Here is a 21,057-nt window from a genome sequence, read left to right on the forward strand (position 1 = left end):
GGTTAGTACCTTCCTTCTTTTGAATCCCGCACTTCATGCAGGAATTCCAAGTAATGTTGATAACGCAGTTCATCCAACACGCCTTCCTGCCGCGCTTTCAGAACCGCGCAGTCATGTTCCGTCTCATGCTGACATTCCCTATAATAGCAATCCTTGCTTAATTGTGATATCTCCCGAAAATAGCTGTCCAATTCCTCGGGCTCCATATGCCCAAAATCAAGCTGGCTGAAGCCCGGAGTGTCGGCAATAAAGGAATTCGAGTCTACCGCGATCAATTCCACGTGGCGGGTCGTATGGCGTCCCCGTCCCAGCTTCTGGGACACTTCCCCCATTTTCAGGTCGAGTGACGGATATAATGCGTTTAAAAGAGATGATTTCCCTACACCGGACTGCCCGGCCAAAACGGAAATCTTGCCGTTGATCAAAGAACGCACTTCTTCAAGTCCCGTCCCTTGTTTGGAGGAAACCCTGTACACCGGATAACCGATTTCCCTATAGGGGCGAATTTCGTTGTCAATTTTCTCGAGCGTGTCCAACAAATCGATTTTTGTAAGGACCAGGGCCGCCTCAATGCCGGCCTTTTCAATCAAGACCAGCATCCGGTCCAATAAACGCCGGTTGAAGACAGGTTCCCTGACGGAAAAGACCAACACAGCCTGATCGACATTGGCAATCGGCGGACGAACCAATTCCACCGAGCGGGCAAGAACTTCTTCCACCACACCTTCTTGTCCGCCCACGGGGGTAAAGATCACCCGATCGCCAACCAGAGGGGCAATTCCCCTTTTTTTAAAGATTCCGCGAGCCCTGCACTGATAAAGACGATCTTCCGCCAATACATAGTAAAAACCGGCCAATGCCTTGACGATCATTCCTTCCGGCATGCGATTCCTCCAGTCTTAAGAAGGATATGGTACGATTTTCTTTTCCTTCAGCACTCCGTTTTCGTACACTTCGATTACGCCGTCGATGTTCGGGGTGACATACAGTTTAACAGAAAACTCCTTGGGTGAGGATAATTTCTCCTCAGCGACTGTTTTGGTACCAAGCGCATCCGTCTTAACTATCTTATACGTAATTGTTTTCCCTGCCTCAGGATTGGCAACCACTTTAAAGGACAAATCTTTCGTATCCGGGGGCATGCCTTTGGAGATCCAAAGATCGATCTTCGATCCTTTCGGAGCATCCTGATTGGGCTGAAACGGTTCTTGTTTTGTAACCTGACCGTTTGCAACGGTGTAACTGAATTCCTGGATAACATTTCCAACATCGAAACCGGCTTGACGAAGTTTGCTTGTTGCGTCCAAATAAGAAAGATTTCGAACATCCGGCACTTTTGCGGTTTCCGGTCCGGTGGAGATATGAACTTCAATTTGCGATTGGCCGGGTGTGATCGGTACTTGAGGGCCTGGAACCTGATAAAACACTCTTCCCTTTTCGACTTCATTATGGGGTTTGGTTACAAATTTGATCGTGCTGAGATCCAAATGCAGATTGGCCAGCTCATCTTTTGCCTCCTGCTCCGTCTTGTTTTGGAGATTTGGCATTAAGACTTGTTCAGCACCGAGACTTACCTTTAACGTAACCGTCCGACCGGTTTTCACCCTCTTCATCGACTCAGGATCCTGCTCAAACACCAATCCCGCAGCAAAAGGCGGCCGGTTGTTGGGCCCGCCCGGATCTTTCGCTTCCTCTTTTTTAATATTCTTTTCCTTGAATCCGGCCTCTTTTAACCTTTTAACGGCTTCCTCGTACGGCATCCCGACAACCTTGGGCATTTCCACTTCCTCACCGGCCAACACGTTGTTCATGATGGTATAGCCGGTTGCCACCCCAGCCGTTCCCAAAAGCAATAAGGCCACAATAATACCAATGGTTTTCCAGATGTTTCGCTTTTTTGGTTCTTGTATTTCATTGGCTTCTGCGGCTGCCGTCAGCTTCTCAGGGGAATGCTCCCTTAACGCGGCTGCCGGGATCTGCAAAGTCGGTTGTGTTAAAGCCGTAACATCCGGCGCGGTAAACTTCTCAACGTTCGGATTCTGCAGTGCTTTATCAAGATCGCGGAACATCTCTTTTGCTGTCTGGTACCGCACTTCAGGATTTTTGGCCAGGGCCTTCAAAATAATGTTTTCAACGCTTTGCGGGATCTTGGGATTTAATTGTCTGGGCTCCACAAAATGTTCCTGCAAATGCTTCAACGCGACCGAGATAGGCGTCTCGCCGGAAAACGGCAGTTCTCCGGTTAACATTTCATACAGCACAACACCTAATGAGTAGATGTCCGATTTTACATCTGTTATGGCTCCCCGTGCTTGTTCCGGCGAAAAATAATGAACCGATCCAATCACAGATCCATTATGTGTGATCGTGTTCGATGTAACTGCCCGGGCAATCCCGAAATCGGTCACTTTCACATGATCGTCCTTCCCGACCATGATGTTGTGAGGCTTTATATCCCTGTGCACAATTTGATGTTCATGTGCATGATGCAGGGCCGAACAGATTTGTTTTGCGATATCCACCGCCTCTGCAATGGGCAGCGGCGACCGTTCTTGAATGATCTCTTTTAACGTTTTGCCATTGATGTATTCCATGACGATAAAGTACGTTTCATCCTCAACGCCAACATCATAAATATTTACCACATTGGGATGCGAGAGGCTCGCGGCAGATTGGGCTTCCCGCCGAAAACGGCGAACAAACTCTTCGTCTGTAACGAATTGGGCACGCAGTACTTTTACCGATACGTATCTGTTCAATACGGTATCCAAAGCGCGATATACGATGGCCATCCCGCCGCCGCCAATACGCTCCAGAATCTCATATCGATTCGCCAATTTTTTACCGATCACTGCGTCTCACCCCGTTTCTCTCCGACTGTATTACGCAGCGCTACAACGGTAATATTATCATTACCGCCCTCCTCCAGGGCACGTTCGATCAGTCGGTTAATTTTATCGTCCAAGCTGCCTTCCTCTTTCATAACCTGTTCGATTTCCCGGTCGGTCACCAGGTTGGTGAGCCCGTCCGTACAAAGAAGAAGAATATCTCCTTCTGCCCACTGGGCGCTGATCAGATCCACCTCTACCCGCTGATCGGTTCCCAATGCGCGCGTTAAAATATTTTTCTGTGGATGAGTGCTCAGTTCTTCCTCAGTCAACTGTCCGTTTTTGAACAATTCATTCACCAAGGAGTGGTCATCCGTCAACTGCTTGATCCCGTTTGGCGTCAGCAAATACCCCCGGCTGTCACCGATATAGCCCATGGTAATGGAACGCGGACTGACAATGGTTGCAACGATTGTTGTCCCCATTCCGGAGCAGCCGCTCGAACTTTGCCCGCGTTGATAAATCGCCTCATTTGCAAGTAAAATGGACTCCACGATAAAATCACTCAGGTCAGACTCTACCTCTTCCTCCGTCTTCCCCTGGAGTTTCTCCCGCAAGCTGAGACCGGCCACCTCGACAGCGATCGAAGAGGCGATTTCACCCGCCATGTGTCCCCCCATCCCGTCTGCAACCAAGACGACCTGATAGGAATTCAGGTCCACATGAACGGCAAACTCATCCTCATTGATTTGCCGAACCAACCCGATATGGCTTTTCGCTGCGTATTCCATTTAACTCACCCCTAGATTCTCCCCTGTTCCGCCCGCAATTGCCCGCAAGCGGCCGCAATGTCGTGCCCCATTTCTCTTCTGATGGTTGCGTTGATTCCCAACCGGTTCAGTTCGTCCACAAAAGCGCGAATCTGCTCTTTTGGAGTGCGCTGGTAATTTCTCTCCGGCACATAGTTTACAGGAATCAGGTTTACATGGCATTGGACGCCACGAAGCAAATCCGCCAGAGCACGGGCATGCCGCAAATCGTCATTGACCCCGCCGATTAAAGCATACTCGAAAGACAGTCTGCGTCCGGTCTGATTCCAATAATATCTGCATGCATCCATCAATTGTTCGATATTCCAGGCGCGGTTCACAGGCATCATGGAAGACCGCAGTTCATCAAACGGCGAGTGCAGAGAGATTGCCAGTGTAATCTGCCGTTTCTCATCCGCCAGTCTGCGAATCGCCGGAACCAGTCCGCTTGTCGAGACTGTAATATGGCGAGCCCCGATATTGATTGATTCCGGAGCGGTAATGATATCAATGAATTTCATGGCTGCATCGTAGTTCTCAAGAGGTTCGCCCGACCCCATGAGAACAACGGAGGATACACGCTGTTCCTCAGCGTCCAGCAAACGCTGAAAGAACATGATCTGCTCAACGATTTCCCCGGCAGAAAGGTTACGGATCAGTCCGCCCAGCGTAGATGCACAGAATGTACAGCCCATGCGGCAGCCTACCTGACTGGATACACAAACCGAGTTTCCATAGTTGTGCCGCATAAGTACGGTTTCCACAGTGCTCCCGTCGTGGAGTTCAAGCAAAATTTTAATCGTCCCATCCCGCGACGTTTGACGCGTCACTTCCTTCATCGTTCCCAGCACCGCTTTCTCCTTTAACACTTCCCGAAAGGCGGCAGGCAGATCTGTCATCTCGTCAATGGACGTCGCCCGTTTTTTATATAACCAATTATACACCTGCTTGGCACGAAACTTCGGTTGTCCGAGTTTCGCCATCCACTGTTCCATTTCGTCCGGACGCAAGCCGTACAATTCCGTTTTCTTTTCCGTCAGTTCAATAAGCGTCTCCAACGTGTTCACCTCCCTGTTGCACTCATTTTTCTCAATCTGCATATGAAAAATCCGTCTGTGCCGAAATGGTGAGGCAATACCTGCACCCACCCTTCCGGTGCTCCGCTTCTCTTTCTCACCACGTCAGGCAAAAGCTTGTCAAGCGGTTCAATTTGAAAATCGACCCTTTTCTCTAATAAAGTTCGTATAATTTCATCGTTTTCCTTCCGCTCGATTGTGCAGGTTGAGTAAACCAGAACGCCCCCGGGCTTAACCGCATCGGCGACCCGAAGGATCAAATCTTGTTGGATCTCTTGGATTTCAGCCACATTCTCCGGCGATTTGCGCCATTTGATATCCGGTTTTCGGCGGATCACCCCAAATCCGGAGCAAGGTGCGTCCAGCAGTACCGCATCAAACTCGCCAAGCGTAGGGAGAAGTTCCCGAATATCCCCCGTCACGGGTTGAATGGAAGAGAGTCCGAGACGAGCGGTTGCATTCCGGATCAATCCCACTTTGTGCTCATGTATGTCTGCCGCCACAATCTCTCCCTGATCCTCCATGCACTCCGCCAGATGTGTGGTTTTTCCTCCAGGCGCTGCACAGGCATCCAGGATTCGCATTCCCGGCTTTGGGTCCACACAACGGGCGACAAGCATGGAGCTTTCATCCTGCACCGTACACAGCCCGTCACGAAACGCGCCGAGTTTCGCAACATCGACTCCCGCCTCCAATACAATCCCCTCCGGGCATAGCAAAGACGGATGCGCGTTAACTCCACCTGCCTTCAGTGCTGACAGTACTTCCTCAATGCTTGCTCGAAGCCGGTTCACGCGAAGCGACAAAGAAGGTCGATCATTATTCGCTTCACAGATCGCCGCCGTTTCATCGAGTCCGTACTGGTCGCTCCACTCTTTCACCAGCCACTCGGGATGCGAATGCAGCAAAGAGTAATGGCGAATCGGATCCTTTTCAAGAGAAGGAAAATTGGGCTTGCCGGAACGGACCACGTTCCTCAGAACCGCATTCATGAATCCGGATAATCGGGCATTGCGCCGCTTGGCAATCTCCACTGCCTCATGGATCGCTGCAAAAGCGGGAACCCGTTCCAAATAATCAATTTGATAGACAGTCAAGCGCAGGAGATTTCTCACCCAACTGTCAAGTCTATGCAGCGGCTGCTTCAAAAATGGCTGAAGTCGGTAATCAATTGTATTGGAACGCTGAACCGTCCCATACACGATCTCTGTAACAAGCCCTTTATCATTAGCAGGAAGCGAATGTCGTGAGAAAGCGGATTGCAAGGCCAGGTTGCTGTAGGCGGATTGATCATCTATCGCGATCAGCACCTGCAGGGCCAGCTCTCTTGCGTTCATTTTGTGATTCCGGTTTCTGATTTCATTCGCCAAATTGATAACCTGCCTCTATAGTTTGTCCCCGGAGCAGTTCCTCCGCGGTCATCCGCCGCTTTCCTTCAGGCTGCAATTCCTTTATCGCAAGAACTCCTTCACCGGTTTGCACTTCAATCGCATCTTTTGTAGTACGGAGTACGGTGCCCGGAGGTTTACCGGTGACGGTTTTCTCATCCACAATCTCCGTCCACCAAATTTTATAGATTTTATCGTTCATTTTGGTAAATGCGACCGGCCACGGGTTCAGTCCGCGAACTTGGTTGTATAGCTTCTGGGCGCTTTTCGACCAGTTGATCCGTTCGTCATCCCGCGTCAATGTGGGTGAATATGTAACTGATGATTCGTCCTGCGGAGTCTCGGTAACGGTACCGTCCGCTATCTTCGGCAGTGTCTCCAATAACAGTTCGGCGCCCGCCTGCGCAAGCTTATCATGTAAGCTGCCAACCGTATCTTTTTCATCAATCGGCACCTTTACCTGCGACAGCATGTCTCCCGCATCAAGTGCCAGTACCATTCTCATGATGGTGACGCCGGATTCCTTGTCCCCGTTTATGATGCACCGGTGAATGGGAGCACCACCCCGGTGTTTCGGGAGCAAGGAGGCATGCACATTTATACATCCAAGCCTGGGCATGTCCAGCAGACGGGCAGGAAGAAGCTGCCCATAGGCCGCGGTAATGAGAAGATCCGGCTGTAAGCTTTCCAGATGGGACAGAGCCTCTTCACTTCGAATCTTTTCAGGTTGAAATACAGGTATTCCTTTCTCCAACGCGGCCACTTTTACAGGAGGGGGTGTCAATTGCTTCCCTCGCCCTTTTGGTCGATCCGGTTGGGTTACCGCACAGACAATGTTGTATCCTCCCGCATGCAGTGCATTCAAGCTGGCAACGGCAAAGTCCGGAGTTCCCATAAATAGAATACGCATATCCCCACCCCCGCTTTCTAGTTTTTGCAAAAAATCCAATTGTACTACTTCTTGGTTTTCATCAGATCCAGAGGATTCACATAATCGGTAAACAGAATCCCATCCAGATGGTCTATCTCATGCTGAATGCAGCGGGCAAGAAGCCCTTCCCCTTCAACCGTAATCTCTTCCCCGTGTCGGTTCAATCCTTTCGCCACTACACGATTCGCACGGTTCACCTCGGCGGTAACTCCTGGAATTGAAAGACAACCTTCAGGTCCGATCTGCTCTCCTTCTTTAGAGACGATCACCGGGTTGATCATTTCAATCAAGCCCTCTCCGCAGTCCATCACGATCACTCGTTTGGAGATCCCGACCTGCGGTGCAGCAAGACCGACGCCATCTGCGTCATACATGGTTTCCGCCATATCGTCCAAGAGCTTCAGAATATTTTTTGTAATTTCCGGAACCGGCTTCGCAACTTCACGCAATACCGGATCGCCTTCCAGACGAATCACTCGAATCGCCATCTGTCTTTCCTCCCCAAATAAATTCTTTTTCGGGTCCCCATTAAAGTACTCGGAATTCGTTGCGGAGCTATTCGTCACTTTAATGGGTGGTTTACATTATCATTTGAGCGTTTACGTCGACCGCAAGTATTCCCTCTTCCTGCCGGGCAAGTCGGGAATACTCAAGATAGCCTTCCGTCAACCCTTGCTGAACAAGGGGAAATTCCATAAATTTAACACATAGATGATAGCGGTATTTGCCCTGCAGTTTGGCCAGTGGTGCAGGACATGCAGGAAGCACCTCGACCTGATCCAGGTGTTGAAAGAGCGAGCGCAGCTTGTGTTCCAATCCCCGAATCAGACGCTCCGCTTTTGCTTGCTGCTGATGCTGTACGGTAAAAACGGTCAATTCGCAAAACGGGGGGTTCTCCAAAGTGCGACGAATCCGGATCTCTTCCCGATAAAATTGTTCATAATCTTGCGTTACCGCGTATTGTATCGCGTAGTGATCCGGATGATACGTTTGGATCAGGACGGCTCCTTCCAATTCGTGACGGCCTGCGCGACCCGCCACTTGGGTCAGCAGCTGGAAGGTTCGCTCGGAAGACCGAAAGTCGGGCAAATTCAATGATATATCAGCAGTAATGACCCCCACTAAAGACACGCGCGGGAAGTCGAGTCCTTTGGCGATCATCTGAGTGCCGAGCAGGATATCCGCCTCCCCTTCCCGAAACTGCTGAAGCATCCGTTCGTGACTTCCCTTTGTACCGGTCGTGTCCACATCCATGCGGATTACGCGTGCGCTTGGAAACACTTTCTTCAGTTCTTCCTCCACCCGCTGAGTGCCTGTACCAAAAGTGCGGATATGCGGACTTGTACAGGAAGGGCACTTCGAAACCGAAGGTTCCGAATGGCCGCAGTAATGGCAGCGCAGAACCTCAAACCCTCTTACGCTGTGATACGTTAACGACACATCGCAATCGGGACACCTCGCGACAAAACCGCAGTTGCGGCAAAGAACGAAGGTGGAATGACCTCTCCGGTTCAAAAACAAAATCATCTGCTCTTTTTTCTCAAGCCGATCCAGAATCAGCCGGTGCAGAGAGCGTGAAAACATGGACCGGTTCCCTGCTTGCAGTTCATCCCGCATATCAACGATTTGCACTTTGGGCAGGGTATTGTTATTAAAGCGGGTCGGGAGGAGAATTTGTCTGACTTTCCCTTGATCCGTCAGATGGCGGGTTTCAAGCGAAGGCGTCGCAGACCCAAGCAGCAGAACCGCCCCGTGATGGAGAGCCCTCTGCCAGGCAACCTCCCGGGCATGGTATTTCGGTTGGTCTTCCTGTTTGTAAGACAGTTCATGTTCTTCATCAATGACAATCAGGCCAATATTCTCAAACGGCGCAAAGATGGCGGAACGGGCTCCCACCGCGATCGAAACTTCTCCTCTTCGAATCCGTTTCCATTCGTCATACCTTTCCCCCTGCGACAAGCGGCTGTGCAAAACGGCCACAGCCTCTCCGAAACGCCGTTTAAACCGTTCCACCATTTGAGGCGTTAACGAAATCTCCGGCACCAGCACAATCGCTTGCCGACCTTCCCCAACACAAGCTGCGATCGACTGCAGATAGATTTCCGTTTTTCCGCTGCCTGTAACTCCCTGCAGCAGTATCTGATGGGCCCGTTTTGCAGAGAGAGCAGCCACAATCGACTTGAAGGCCTGTGCCTGGGAATCTGTCAGTTCAAGCGGTTGTTCCAAGGGACCGCTGAATCGATTCGCGTAGGGGTCTCGGCGCTCCTCTTCCTCCGTCATGTGCAGAATTCCTTTTTGCACAAGCGCCTTGATCACCGGGTAGGTTGCAGAAGTGGCACGAAGTACGTCTCTTACAGGAACCGAGGGTCCGTGGTTCCACACCCATTGGGCGACTTCTTTTTGCTTGAACGCCCGCGCCGGAATCTGATCCAGAGCCTCTTGAAAATCGGTCTCTGAGAGAGTGCAGCTTACCACATTTATATAGAGCGTTTGCACGCTTTGTGACACTTCATGTTTTTCCCGCACGATCCCCGACTGAATCAATCGCTGCAGGGAAGCTTTCAAGCCGGGGCTGTCTTTCAGCAGTTTCTCTTTATAGACCGGTACCCCCTCTTCCAGAAGGGAAACCACTTCACGATCCTTGGGAGACATTTGCCGAGCCGGATTCCTGTTGGCAATCTGTTCTGCCGCATCCTCAGCCAGCAGCAATCGTACTGAGGTTTTGGATCGAATCCCGGCCGGCAACAGCGCTTGAACAGACGCCGCTTTGGATGCCAAGTAGCGATAGGACAACCAGTCTGCCAACTTGACCAGTTCTTCCGTCAAAGGGGGGATCTCATCCAGCACTTCCAGAATTTCTTTCACGTTCTCCACTTCTGCACAGTCGGAAATTCCGATTACATATCCTTCAATCCGTCTCGAACCAAACGGAACAATCACACGGGTTCCTACTTGCATCTGCCGGTCAAAACGGTCAGGGATTCGATAATGGAACGGTCGATCCACATCTCGGGAATGCACATCGACAATTACTTCTGCAAACAGACCGCCGGCAGTAGTCATGACCGATCCATCCCGGATTTGGAAGTTCGAATCGTTACGATTTCATCCAGTATCGCTTCCGCCACATCCCGCTTTCTCATCTGCGGCAGGCGACGGGGCGGCTGATCCGGTCTGATAAACGAAACAATATTCGTATCAACGCCAAAACCCGCGCCTTCTTTGGAGACATCGTTGGCGACGATCAGATCGGCATTCTTTCGGCGGAGTTTGTCCATCGCATTTGTTTCCACATCATTCGTCTCTGCAGCAAATCCGACAATCACCTGTTTGGATGTTTTACGGGTCCCAATTTCCGCAAGAATATCCGGATTACGGACCAGCTCAATGGTCATATGATCCTTCGTCTTCTTGATTTTCTTGTCCGCTGAAACTGCCGGACGGTAATCGGCAACCGCAGCTGCCTTGATGACCGCATCTTGTTCCGGCAGCAATTCCATAACCTTGTCATACATCTGCAATGCAGATTCGACGGAGATGACTTTCACGTTCGGAGGAGGGTTCAATGACGTATTGCCCGACACAAGCGTCACATGTGCACCACGTTGAGCAGCCGCTTCCGCCAACGCATAGCCCATTTTTCCGCTGGAGTCATTTGTCAAATAGCGAACCGGGTCGATTCGCTCACGTGTGCCTCCGGCGGTAACCAACACTTTCAGACCCTGCATGTCCTGTTTCTGCTGAAAAATCGCCCGGATCACAGCCACCAGCTCTTCGGGTTCCGGCAGCCGCCCTTTCCCTGTATATCCGCAAGCCAGCGGACCTTCCCCCGGTTCCGCCAGCAGGTAACCGCGATCCCGCAAACGGGCGATATTTTCCTGCACAACCCGATTGTTGTACATGTTGACGTTCATCGCAGGTGCAAACAGAATCGGAGCGCGAGTCGCCAGAATGGTGGTGGACAGCATGTCATCCCCCAACCCGTGAGCCGCTTTCGCAATCATGTTGGCAGTAGCGGGGGCTACCACCACAAGGTCCGCTTTGTCAGCCAGCGCAATATGACTGATTTCCGCCGGATCCGGCTCTGTAAATATGTCTGTTATGACCGGGGTTTTCACCAGACTTTGAAAGGTAAGAGGTGTAATGAATTTCATCGCGGATTCGGTCATTATTACGTGCACCACGGCTCCCTCTTTGACGAGAGCCGAACAAAGCCCAGCCGCTTTATAGGCAGCAATCCCCCCTGAAACCCCCACCAGGATCACTTTGCCCTTCATGACGCTATCACTCCTCTGCTTCCCAAACAAGTAACAAACAAAGAAACAACCCAGCCAGGTTGTTTCGTCAATTACTTGATCCCCTCTTTGGTACGGATGTATCTGACTTTATCCTGAAAGATTTCGTTCAAAGCAACAGTTACATCCTTGTTGGTGTGCACCTGAACCTGCCGATCGGCACCGTCTTGCAGTTGACGTGCTCTTTTGGCTGCGGCCACCACGAGAAAATATTTGCTGTCTGCCTTTTCCATTAATGCATCAATCGAAGGATACAGCATGTTTGGTTCCCTCCTGAATCAGCTTGTTGTAATATTCGCGATTGCGTTTTACGGAACACAATTCCGCATAAATGATGGAGCGAATCCGGTCTACTGCTTGTTCCACCTTGTCGTTGACCACGACATAATCATATTCGTTAATATAGTTCATCTCTTCGGCAGCAGACCCGAACCGGAGTTTGAATGACTCCTCCGTTTCCGAACCGCGTCCGAGAATCCGCTTTTTCAACTCTTCCAGCGACGGGGGAATCAAGAAAATGAAAACCCCGTTCGGATACTTCTTCTTCACCTGCAATGCTCCTTGAATATCAATCTCAAGCAGCACGTTGCGACCTTCGGACAGCTGTTCCTCCACATAGCGAAGCGGGGTTCCGTAATAGTTCCCGTACACCTCCGCCCATTCAAGCAGCTCGTCATTGCGGATCATTTGTTCAAACTGTTCACGGGTTTTGAAGAAGTAGTTCACTCCTTCAACCTCTCCCTGGCGGGGTTGGCGGGTAGTACAGGAGATTGAATAGCCCATCTCCGGCATCGCCGGCAGCATCGCCTTGCACACCGTCCCCTTCCCGGCGCCGGACGGGCCTGATAAGACGACCAGCAGACCTTTTTGTATCATCGCATACACCCTATTCTTCGTCGTCTTGAGTGTTGTCTTTGGCTACCAGACGATGGGCAACCGTTTCCGGTTGGACGGCGGACAGGATGATATGGTCGCTGTCCGTAATGATCACCGCGCGTGTGCGTCTGCCATAGGTAGCATCGATCAGCATTCCGCGATCGCGCGCTTCTTGAATAATTCTCTTAATGGGAGCGGATTCAGGCGATACGATCGAGATAATGCGATTCGCTGATACAATGTTTCCAAATCCAATATTGATTAACTTGATGCCCACAGGAATTCCTCCTCTGCTTTATTCACTACTCAACGTTTTGAACTTGTTCCCGTATCTGTTCCAGAAGGCTCTTGGCTTCCACCACGTATTGGGAAAGGATCAGATCATTCGATTTCGAACCGATGGTATTGACTTCCCGGTTCATTTCCTGCACGAGAAAATCCAGTTTTCGGCCGACGGGTTCGACCAATTTTAGAGTTTCGTGAAACTGCTTGATATGGCTCCGCAAACGGACCAATTCTTCATCAATATCAGCTCGTTCCGCAAAGATTGCAACTTCCGTCAGCAGCCGGGACTCGTCCAACTCCATTTTTCCCTCAAGCCATTCCTGCAGACGTTTTTGCAGCCGTTCCTGGTAATCCTCAACAACAAGCGGACTTCTCTCGCTCATTTGTTGTACAGCATCGGCCAACCGATCCAGACGTTCTTGAAAATCGGCCGCCAGCTGAGCCCCTTCGCGTGCTCTCATTTCGAGAAGCTTGTCGACAGCTTGCGATACAGCTTGGGCAATGACTTTTTGAACTTGTTCGGGATCTTCTTCCGCAGTTCGGACCTGCACAACACCTTCAAATTGAAGCAATTGTGCAACGGACAGATCGGACTGTACTCCCAGTTCTTCCGCCAGTCTGTCGGAAGTCTTCTTCAATTCTCTTGCAAACTCCCGATTCACTTCGATTTCCGGAACACTGCCGGATAACCGCTCAAAAGTTATGTAGACCTCAATTCGACCACGGCGGATCTTTTCGGTAATCAACTTTTTGATCGAGTCCTCGTAAGCAAGAAGATCGCGGGACATACGTACGTGAATCTCGGCATACCGGTGGTTAACCGCTTTTAACTCGGCTACCGCCCGATAGCCTTGTTGAACAACATCTCCACGACCATATCCGGTCATGCTCCTAATCAATGGAAATCCCTTCTTTCCGTGCTTCCTATTTTACTGCATTCGGGCCCCAATAGACAAGTTTTTCACAGGTTTTCTTAAAATATCTCAATGAGACGGAGAATGACAACCATTTTGGATCATTCATAGATTTATTTGTTGGAATCCTTTAAAATAATGAAAAGTTTCCGGGAGGATTTTAACCATGCATATATCCGTAACACAACCTGCTGTCGAGTGGTTCAAAAAAGAAATGGATGCAAAGGAAGGGGATTCGCTGCGTTTTTTTGCAAGGCTGGGGGGATGCAGTACTGTACAGAGCGGTTTTTCATTAGGCGTGACAAAGGAACTGCCTCGGACGGTGGGTATTCATAAAGTTGTGGAAGGCATCACCTTTTTTATGGAACAAGAAGATGTTTGGTATTTAAACGGCCAAAATTTACTTGTGGATTGTGATGAAAAACTGAATGAATTGAAATTCCTGGTGAATCAGGAGTAATCCAAAAGAGACCCTCGATCAGACGTCGAGGGCTTTTCCATGGTTGAGGAAACTGTCGGAACAGTTTGGGCAGATACCTAAAGCCTACGGGACATGAGCCGAATATAGTAACAGAAGATTCGGAGGTAAAGAGGGGATATCAGTGCAAATCCATGTGGTGCAAAGAGGAGAAACTCTCTGGCTCATTTCCCGTCGATACAATGTCACCATCTGCCCAATTGTGCAAGCCAATGAACTTCCCAATCCCGATCAATTGGTAGTCGGGCAAGCTCTTGTCATCCCAATACGCGATCAGATGCATGTTGTGAAACCGTGTGAAAACCTGTGGATGATTGCCCGCCGCTATGGTACAACAGTCGAATCGATTGTTCGAGCCAATCGAATCGTCAACCCGTCACTTATTTATGCGGGCCAGGTCTTGCGGATTCCGAAACCGCCCCAACCGACCGTCGAAGTCAACGGCTACCTGACGCAAACCGGAACAACCGGACAGCAAATTGTCCGTAAAGTTGGAGACCGTTTGACATACTTGAGTCTGTTCACTTATGGCATCCGGTCAGACGGCACTCTCATCCCGATCAATGACACCGCTGTACTGGAAACGGCCAAAGAGGAACGAGTGGCTCCTTTACTGGTAATCGCCAATTTTATCGGCAGGAAGTTCAGTTCGGAGTTGGCCCACACGCTTTTAACCAGCACAGATATTCAGGACAAACTCATCGGCAACATTTTGGATACGATGAAGAGCAAGGGATATCGCGGGTTGAATATCGACTTTGAATACGTATTGCCGGAAGACCGGGAAAGGTACAACCAGTTTCTGCGCCGTGTCGTCAGCCGCCTGCGTCCCGAGGGATATTCGGTCTCAACTGCACTGGCTCCAAAAGTCAAGGCCGAACAGATCGGTTTGCTTTATGAAGCACATAATTACCCGGCACATGGGGAGATTGTTGATTTTACAGTAATCATGACATATGAATATGGATGGGCGGGTGGCCCTCCCCTGGCGATAGCTCCCATTAACGAAGTGAGACGGGCATTGGATTACGCTGTAAGCGCAATTCCGCGCAGCAAAATCTTAATGGGCGTGCCTTTGTATGGTCGTGATTGGACATTGCCATTTGTAAAAGGAGGCCCCTATGCACCCACCATTCGTCCGCAAGAAGCCATTCTCCGGGCGGTGAAATACGGTGCTGATATCCAGTATCATTCACTCTACCAATCTCCTTTTTTCCGCTATACCGATGAACAGGGGCGTGAACACGAAGTCTGGTTTGAAGATGCTCGCAGCATTGAGGCAAAATTCGATACGGTTGATGAATACGGGCTTCGCGGCGTAAGCTACTGGGAAATCAGCTCGCCGTTTCCACAAAATTGGCTGGTGCTCGAAGATCATTATCAGACCCGCAAGATCCCCGGTCCGTAACCCGCATTCAGGCGAACAGCCCTCCCGCCATTGGGCAGAAGGGCTTTTTCTTATGATCTTCTTTATCGATGAAACGACGGCCTCGTACGCCGAACCATCCGGTTGGCGGTACGACGGGCGGCCAACGAAAAGGTGGGAACTGCCGCAGCTGTCAGAACCACAATCCAATCCCACAGATTGAGCGGAACTGTCTTGAAGATCGGCTGCATCGGTTCGATGTAGATCACTCCACCCAGCAGCAGAGCCGATGTTAGAACCGCAAGAATCAACCAGGGATTCTCAAAAATATTGCGGGAGAAGATCCCCCCTTCGACACTTCGGCAATCGAACACTTGGATCAGCTGTGCCATGACCAGCGTGGAAAATGCCATGGTTTGCGCTTTCACCAGGTTATTCGGATCGGTTGAATACATGAGCCAGAATACAGCCAAAGTTGACAACCCGATCAACATTCCCCGTGTCATGATCTTCAGGCCGACTCCATTTGCAAAAATACTGTCTTTCAGATTGCGCGGTCGTTTCTGCATAATATTTTTTTCAGCCGGATCCACTCCCAAAGCTATTGCAGGCAGACCGTCCGTGACGAGGTTGACCCAGAGAATCTGGATCGGTAAGAGCGGCAGCGGAAGACCTGCCAGCATGGCGAAGAACATCACCAGGATTTCGCCTACATTGGAAGCGAGCAAATATCGGACAAATTTGCGGATGTTATCGTAAATGCCGCGCCCCTCTTCAATAGCTGCTACGATCGTGGCAAAATTGTCATCCGACAAAATCAGGGCGGACGCTTCCTTCGCTACGTCTGTGCCGGTCCGTCCCATAGCAATTCCAATGTCGGCCGCTTTGATAGCCGGAGCATCGTTTACACCATCGCCTGTCATCGCGACCACATGCCCATTTTGTTGCAGAGCTTTCACAATCCGCAGTTTATGTTCCGGTGAAACACGGGCATATACATAAATGTCTCCTACACGTTCTTGCAGTTCTTTGTCAGACATTGTGTTGAGTTGAGCGCCGTTTATCACCATTCCGCCAGGCGGGAGAATTCCAATTTGACGAGCGATTGCTTCAGCGGTTACCTGATGGTCGCCCGTGATCATGACCGTCTTGATCCCCGCTTTTTTACATTTTGAAATCGCCTGGTAAACCTCCGGGCGAGGGGGATCAATCATCCCTAACAATCCAATAAACACCAGCCCTTTTTCCGGATCTGCAGTTTTTATCTCGGCCGGATTCCGGACGGGGCGGTATGCGATCCCCAAGTTGCGGAGCGCCCCTGCAGCCATTGATTCATTGGCTTGAGCAACCGCTTTGCGCAAAGAGGAACTCATTGAAACCGGTTTGCCGTCAATCAGCATATGGGAGCAGCGTTCGAGCAGGACATCGGGAGCTCCCTTCACAAGCAATTGGGCTTCCCCTGCCTGGTTCCTGGTCAGCACCGACATCATTTTCCGATTAGAGTCAAACGGAAGCTCATCCAAGCGAGGTTCGACTTCGGCCAAGCTTTCCGGCGTAATTCCCGCTTTCGCTCCCAGTACCAGCAGCGCCCCTTCGGTGGGATCTCCATAGACAACCCAACGCGGTTCTTGTTTGGAACCGGCCTTTTCCCGGGTTAATTCGGCGTTGTTGCACAGCACCGCGATTTCCAGAAGACGCCGCAGGTCATCCCGTTTGCGCGGATCCACTTTTTTGCCTGCCAATTGAAACTCTCCGTCAGGTTCAAACCCGTTCCCGGTTATGTCATAGAACTGCCCGTTCACCCACAGCTGTTGAACGGTCATCATATTCTGTGTAAGCGTTCCTGTTTTGTCGGAACAAATAACGGACGCACAACCTAGAGTTTCGACTGACGGAAGCTTTCTGACAATCGCCTTGCGCTTGATCATGCGCTGCACGCCGAGTGCAAGCGCAATCGTCACAATCGCCGGCAGCCCCTCCGGAATAGCCGCAACCGCCAAAGAAACACCCGCCAGGAACATCTCATAAATGCCGTGTCCATGCATGATCCCTGTAACCACGACCACCGCCGTAATCGCGAGAGCCACATACACCAGAATCTTGCCCAACTGTTCCAAACGGCGCTGCAAGGGAGTTTCAGTGTCCTCCGCAGTCTGGATCAGATCGGCAATCAGCCCCATTTCGGTGTCCATTCCGGTCGCTACCACCACACCGATCCCTTTCCCCCGGGTAATCATGGTACCCATATAGGCCATATTTCGGCGATCCCCGATTCCCGCGTGCGGGTCTTCAATCGGTTCGGTTGTTTTGGGAACCGGGAGTGATTCTCCGGTTAACGACGATTCCTCGATTTCCAGAGACTGGCAGCGGATCAGACGGATGTCTGCAGGAACACGATCCCCGCTCTCCAAATGGACAATGTCACCGGGTACCAGTTCGGCTGCGGGAATCGTAACCTTTTTTCCGTCCCGGACGATGTGAGCGGTCGGGGCGGCGAGCTGCTTCAAAGATGCCAGGGACCGCTCGGCGCGGACTTCCTGCAGGAACCCCAGAATCCCATTGACGACGATAATTGCAATAATTGTAACCGCATCCGTATATTCGCCTAACAGCCCTGAGATCAATGTTGCGGCCATCAAGACAAGAACCATAAAGTCTCGGAATTGATTCAGGAAAAGAGACAGCAGAGAAACATGTTCTCCCTCGGACAAACGGTTTTCCCCAAACCGCAGCCGTCTTTGTTCCGCCTCTTTCCAAGAGATGCCGTTCACAGTTGTCTCTGTAAGCTGGAGGCATTCCGGAACGCCCAGTGAATGCCAGTTGGTCTTTTGCACCGAGTGCCACCCCTTTTTCGTAACGTTTGTCCCTAGTGATGTCTATGCTTGACCGGGAGCGAAAATGACCTGTCCGCCGCTCTATGCAATTTTTAAATCTTGTAGTAGGATAGGGAGAAAATGTTTACAGAATTTTCGGAGGGGCTGGAGAAACATGTCAGAATTCAAGAATGTTACAGTGGTGAAGAACGCGAATGTGTATTTTGAAGGGAAAGTAACGAGCCGCACTGTATTATTTGCCGATGGATCGAAGAAAACGCTCGGTGTGATGCTCCCCGGGGAATATGAATTCGGTACCTCCGTAGCGGAAGAAATGGAAGTATTGGCGGGGAAAGTCGAGATTCTGCTGCCAGGAGAATCCGAATGGAAGCTGTTTGATGGGGAAGGATCTTTCTTTGTTCCGGCGAACGCGAAGTTCAAATTGAAAGTGCATAGTGTGTTTGATTATTGCTGTTCTTATTTGGCGGGGTAACTGTCTCTATCAAAAAAAATGAACTACGACGGACCGATTTAACAAACGCGGAAGGAAAGTTTGGTTTCGGAATAACGGATTTTCCGGGCGCTATTTGTCTCCGTTTTCGCTTGTAACCAGTAATTGCCGACTTTCAGGGCCCTATTTGATGAGATTTAAGTAGAAAAACAGTGGAATTTGGCTGTTTCTTAAAAAATAGGAGCCTAAAAAGGCGCTATTCTGTTATAAACGGGTTAAAATCACTATATAAGGGTTCGAAAGTCCGTTTATGCATGCACCATTTGGACTGAAGCCACTTTTGCTCGTGCATGTATGCTACCCCGTTGTAGAAAAAAACAAGGAGTCTGCATTGTTCAGACTCCTTTGCTCCTTTTGTTTAAGGATGAAAGGGGGTTCTGCTGCTTGTTTTATCGCTATCTCGGCAGATCATTCACTTCAAAAGCAACCCGTATGCCAGACTCAATCGCACCTTGCATCCAACCGTGGGTAAGGGTTGTATGTTCCCCGGCAAAGTGAACGCGCCCTTCAGGGGCCGCAATAAATGGATGCAACTCAGTTTGCTGTCCCGGTTTGAACATCGCCCATTCTCCACAAGAATATGGGTTTTGGGCCCAACTAAAGGAAGTGCCTCTGACAAATTCTCGATAAATTTGATCCCCATGAATCACAGCCAGGTTCTTTAAGGCATACCGAATACGCTCTTCGTTCGGTAAACCATCCCACGGCATAACATCGTCCCCCAATGTATAACTTGCCAAAATTACGGCCGGTCCGGGTGAACCGATCCCGTAGCTTGGATAATAAGTGAACCGTATCGGCAGGTCCGTCACTGTTCTGCCACCCAATTGCCCGGCCCTTTCCCAGAACCTGCTCTTGAACTCGATCCCGATTTTAGTGTCTATCACGTAGTGCAGTTCGCGAATCGCTTTCCACTTATTGTACGAAAATGAATCACGAGGTTCCACCTCAACAAATTTCAGAACAGTAAAAGGAATGGCCACAATCGCAAGATCACCTGTAAGGCTGTAAGTATCCAAAGTTGTTTCATGAGTCGAGTAGATTGTTACTCCGTTTTGATGCTGGACAATTTTCGTCATGCTTTGTTGGAACAAAATGTCTTCCTGCAATTTCGGCAGAAAGGCTCGGGGCAGCAAATCATTACCACCTGTAATCTCGTAGAAGCGATTGTGTCGGAAAGGCATCAAAAATCGTTTAATATCCAGGAAGGACTCCTCCATGAATCCTTCTATACCCAGGAGCACTCCGATCATATCAATGGCCCCTTCGGAAAAAGCACTTCCAAATTGATGAGGAAAGAATTTCAAAAAAGTATACATCGAATATTTATCGAAATTCCTTTCTACCATTGGCCAATTTTGACTTGGATCTTTATTGATAAAGTCAAAGATGGGCTGAACCGCCATATTCAGCAGTTCCTGAGCGGTTTTCCCCTTTTCTTGCGGAGCTACCGGATACTTTAGTATATCCGGCTGCCGCAGGTAACTTTTCAACCTGGTTTTGATTCCGTTGACATAAATTGTGTCCTCAGGAGTTTCGTTGATGAATTGTTGAATCGGTAAACCGAATTTTTGAATGTACTCCAAAACCAAATAATGAGATTCGGGAATGCGCATTGCGCCTACGTCCAGATACAATCCATCGGTGAACGGGGCTCGCAGGGTGTAGACGCGTCCTCCCACCCGATTGTTGGCCTCAATGATTTTCACGTTGTGACCTGCATCTTTCAGCAAAGAACCAGCAACCAGCCCTGCTAAACCTGCACCTACAATAACGATGTTTTTCGGAACTTTTGATTTTCGGAGCCCGTATCTGATAATTCGGATCATTTCATTAGGCGGAAGTGACGTTGGAATCAAAGGTTCCAATCGGACATCACGCTCCTAAGCAAGTCGCCATCGCACTCTACGACTTAACCAAGTCTTATCGCTATCTTATTCAACCGGGTATTCTCCTATAACAGTAATTCTTGAACCTCCCGTGACTAAAGTCACGGGATTCTTGGGTAAAGCCGAGTAACCTCGACTAATTTACCAAGCTATCTCCGTAGTTCCTACGGTTCCTGCGATCAGGCAGATAGTAGTCTTTTGCCTTCGGCAAGAATGTTTCTACTTGCGTTAATGTCTCTTTGATGATGCGTATTGCAAGAAGGACATGTCCATTCACGTAGATTCAAGTTCTTCACTTCCTTGTTCTGATAATGACACTTCGAACAAAGTTGAGAAGAAGCGAATGCTTTGCCTACTGCCACTACGGTACGCCCGAACCATTTCGCTTTATATTCAAGCATGGTACGGAACTGATACCAAGATACTTCACTGATGGCTTCGAACCACTCAAAGGCTAAGCGATGTCCTTCCAGGAAAGCCTCCAGCTTCTCTGTGGAAAATCCGTAGACGAACGGAACTCCGCTGTTACCTCTTAAGCCCCGTAATCAAGTTGGACAACCTCCGAAATAAGAGCGATACTATACGTAGGAGGATTGAT

The 21,057-nt window shown here is 49.9% G+C and carries 18 protein-coding genes and 1 pseudogene; 3 read left to right on the forward strand and 16 right to left on the reverse strand.

Annotated elements, in window-relative coordinates; translation table 11 throughout:
• Positions 1–2 precede the first annotated feature (2 nt).
• The 13 genes from rsgA to ACFO8Q_RS01470 form a co-directional block, all read right to left on the reverse strand.
• Positions 3–884, reverse strand: coding sequence for a ribosome small subunit-dependent GTPase A (gene rsgA / locus ACFO8Q_RS01410; RefSeq protein ID WP_380023736.1), 882 nt, complete (start codon positions 882–884; stop codon positions 3–5).
• A gap of 15 nt (positions 885–899) precedes the next feature.
• Positions 900–2,852, reverse strand: a complete 1,953-nt coding sequence (gene pknB, locus ACFO8Q_RS01415) for a Stk1 family PASTA domain-containing Ser/Thr kinase (protein WP_380023737.1) — start codon at positions 2,850–2,852, stop codon at positions 900–902.
• Positions 2,849–3,619: a Stp1/IreP family PP2C-type Ser/Thr phosphatase gene (locus ACFO8Q_RS01420; protein ID WP_380023738.1), complete on the reverse strand. Its 771-nt coding sequence runs from the start codon at positions 3,617–3,619 to the stop codon at positions 2,849–2,851. The genes pknB and ACFO8Q_RS01420 overlap by 4 nt, the downstream gene beginning before the upstream one ends.
• Positions 3,620–3,630: 11 nt before the next feature.
• Complete coding sequence (gene rlmN, locus ACFO8Q_RS01425; RefSeq protein ID WP_380023740.1) at positions 3,631–4,737, reverse strand: dual-specificity RNA methyltransferase RlmN; 1,107 nt, start codon at positions 4,735–4,737, stop codon at positions 3,631–3,633.
• Positions 4,701–6,083, reverse strand: a complete 1,383-nt coding sequence (rsmB, locus tag ACFO8Q_RS01430) for a 16S rRNA (cytosine(967)-C(5))-methyltransferase RsmB (protein ID WP_380023741.1) — start codon at positions 6,081–6,083, stop codon at positions 4,701–4,703. Before rsmB ends, rlmN begins: the two co-directional genes overlap by 37 nt.
• A complete protein-coding gene (gene fmt, locus ACFO8Q_RS01435; RefSeq protein WP_380023743.1) occupies positions 6,073–7,011 on the reverse strand; it encodes a methionyl-tRNA formyltransferase in 939 nt (312 codons plus the stop codon). Before fmt ends, rsmB begins: the two co-directional genes overlap by 11 nt.
• A gap of 44 nt (positions 7,012–7,055) precedes the next feature.
• Positions 7,056–7,520, reverse strand: coding sequence for a peptide deformylase (gene def, locus ACFO8Q_RS01440; protein WP_380023744.1), 465 nt, complete (start codon positions 7,518–7,520; stop codon positions 7,056–7,058).
• A gap of 91 nt (positions 7,521–7,611) precedes the next feature.
• Positions 7,612–10,095, reverse strand: coding sequence for a primosomal protein N' (gene priA / locus ACFO8Q_RS01445; protein WP_380023746.1), 2,484 nt, complete (start codon positions 10,093–10,095; stop codon positions 7,612–7,614).
• Positions 10,092–11,309 carry a bifunctional phosphopantothenoylcysteine decarboxylase/phosphopantothenate--cysteine ligase CoaBC gene (gene coaBC / locus ACFO8Q_RS01450; RefSeq protein ID WP_380023747.1) on the reverse strand — a complete coding sequence of 406 codons (1,218 nt, stop codon included), beginning with the start codon at positions 11,307–11,309 and terminating at the stop codon, positions 10,092–10,094. Before coaBC ends, priA begins: the two co-directional genes overlap by 4 nt.
• A 71-nt stretch (positions 11,310–11,380) precedes the next feature.
• On the reverse strand, positions 11,381–11,587 hold the full coding sequence (rpoZ, locus tag ACFO8Q_RS01455; RefSeq protein WP_380023749.1) for a DNA-directed RNA polymerase subunit omega: 207 nt from the start codon (positions 11,585–11,587) through the stop codon (positions 11,381–11,383).
• Positions 11,568–12,203, reverse strand: coding sequence for a guanylate kinase (gene gmk, locus ACFO8Q_RS01460; protein WP_380023750.1), 636 nt, complete (start codon positions 12,201–12,203; stop codon positions 11,568–11,570). The genes rpoZ and gmk overlap by 20 nt, the downstream gene beginning before the upstream one ends.
• A 10-nt stretch (positions 12,204–12,213) precedes the next feature.
• On the reverse strand, positions 12,214–12,480 hold the full coding sequence (gene remA / locus ACFO8Q_RS01465) for an extracellular matrix/biofilm regulator RemA (protein WP_380023752.1): 267 nt from the start codon (positions 12,478–12,480) through the stop codon (positions 12,214–12,216).
• Positions 12,481–12,505: 25 nt separating this feature from the next.
• On the reverse strand, positions 12,506–13,387 hold the full coding sequence (locus ACFO8Q_RS01470) for a YicC/YloC family endoribonuclease (protein WP_380023754.1): 882 nt from the start codon (positions 13,385–13,387) through the stop codon (positions 12,506–12,508).
• Between the two features lie 181 nt (positions 13,388–13,568).
• Between ACFO8Q_RS01470 and ACFO8Q_RS01475 the strand changes: the two genes are divergently transcribed.
• Together ACFO8Q_RS01475 and ACFO8Q_RS01480 are read left to right on the forward strand one after the other, a co-directional pair.
• On the forward strand, positions 13,569–13,862 hold the full coding sequence (locus tag ACFO8Q_RS01475) for a HesB/YadR/YfhF family protein (protein ID WP_380023756.1): 294 nt from the start codon (positions 13,569–13,571) through the stop codon (positions 13,860–13,862).
• 142 nt (positions 13,863–14,004) lie between these two features.
• Positions 14,005–15,288: a glycoside hydrolase family 18 protein gene (locus ACFO8Q_RS01480; RefSeq protein ID WP_380023758.1), complete on the forward strand. Its 1,284-nt coding sequence runs from the start codon at positions 14,005–14,007 to the stop codon at positions 15,286–15,288.
• A 62-nt stretch (positions 15,289–15,350) separates the two neighbouring features.
• Here ACFO8Q_RS01480 and ACFO8Q_RS01485 read toward each other — a convergent pair whose 3' ends face one another.
• The gene (locus tag ACFO8Q_RS01485; RefSeq protein WP_380023760.1) at positions 15,351–18,080 is read right to left on the reverse strand and encodes a calcium-transporting P-type ATPase, PMR1-type; all 2,730 of its coding nucleotides are present in this window, start codon (positions 18,078–18,080) and stop codon (positions 15,351–15,353) included.
• Positions 18,081–18,234: 154 nt separating this feature from the next.
• On the opposite strand from ACFO8Q_RS01485, the gene ppnP reads away from it, so the two are divergent.
• Entirely contained in the window at positions 18,235–18,552 is a 318-nt protein-coding gene (gene ppnP, locus ACFO8Q_RS01490) for a pyrimidine/purine nucleoside phosphorylase (protein ID WP_380023761.1), read from the forward strand.
• A 413-nt stretch (positions 18,553–18,965) separates the two neighbouring features.
• Here ppnP and ACFO8Q_RS01495 read toward each other — a convergent pair whose 3' ends face one another.
• Positions 18,966–20,438 carry a flavin monoamine oxidase family protein gene (locus ACFO8Q_RS01495; RefSeq protein ID WP_380023762.1) on the reverse strand — a complete coding sequence of 491 codons (1,473 nt, stop codon included), beginning with the start codon at positions 20,436–20,438 and terminating at the stop codon, positions 18,966–18,968.
• 200 nt (positions 20,439–20,638) lie between these two features.
• Positions 20,639–20,968: pseudogene (locus tag ACFO8Q_RS01500) on the reverse strand (RNA-guided endonuclease TnpB family protein); the annotation flags it as partial.
• Positions 20,969–21,057 lie beyond the last annotated feature (89 nt).

This window comes from Effusibacillus consociatus (genome assembly GCF_042652925.1).
In the GTDB taxonomy this organism is placed as follows: domain Bacteria; phylum Bacillota; class Bacilli; order Tumebacillales; family Effusibacillaceae; genus Effusibacillus; species Effusibacillus consociatus.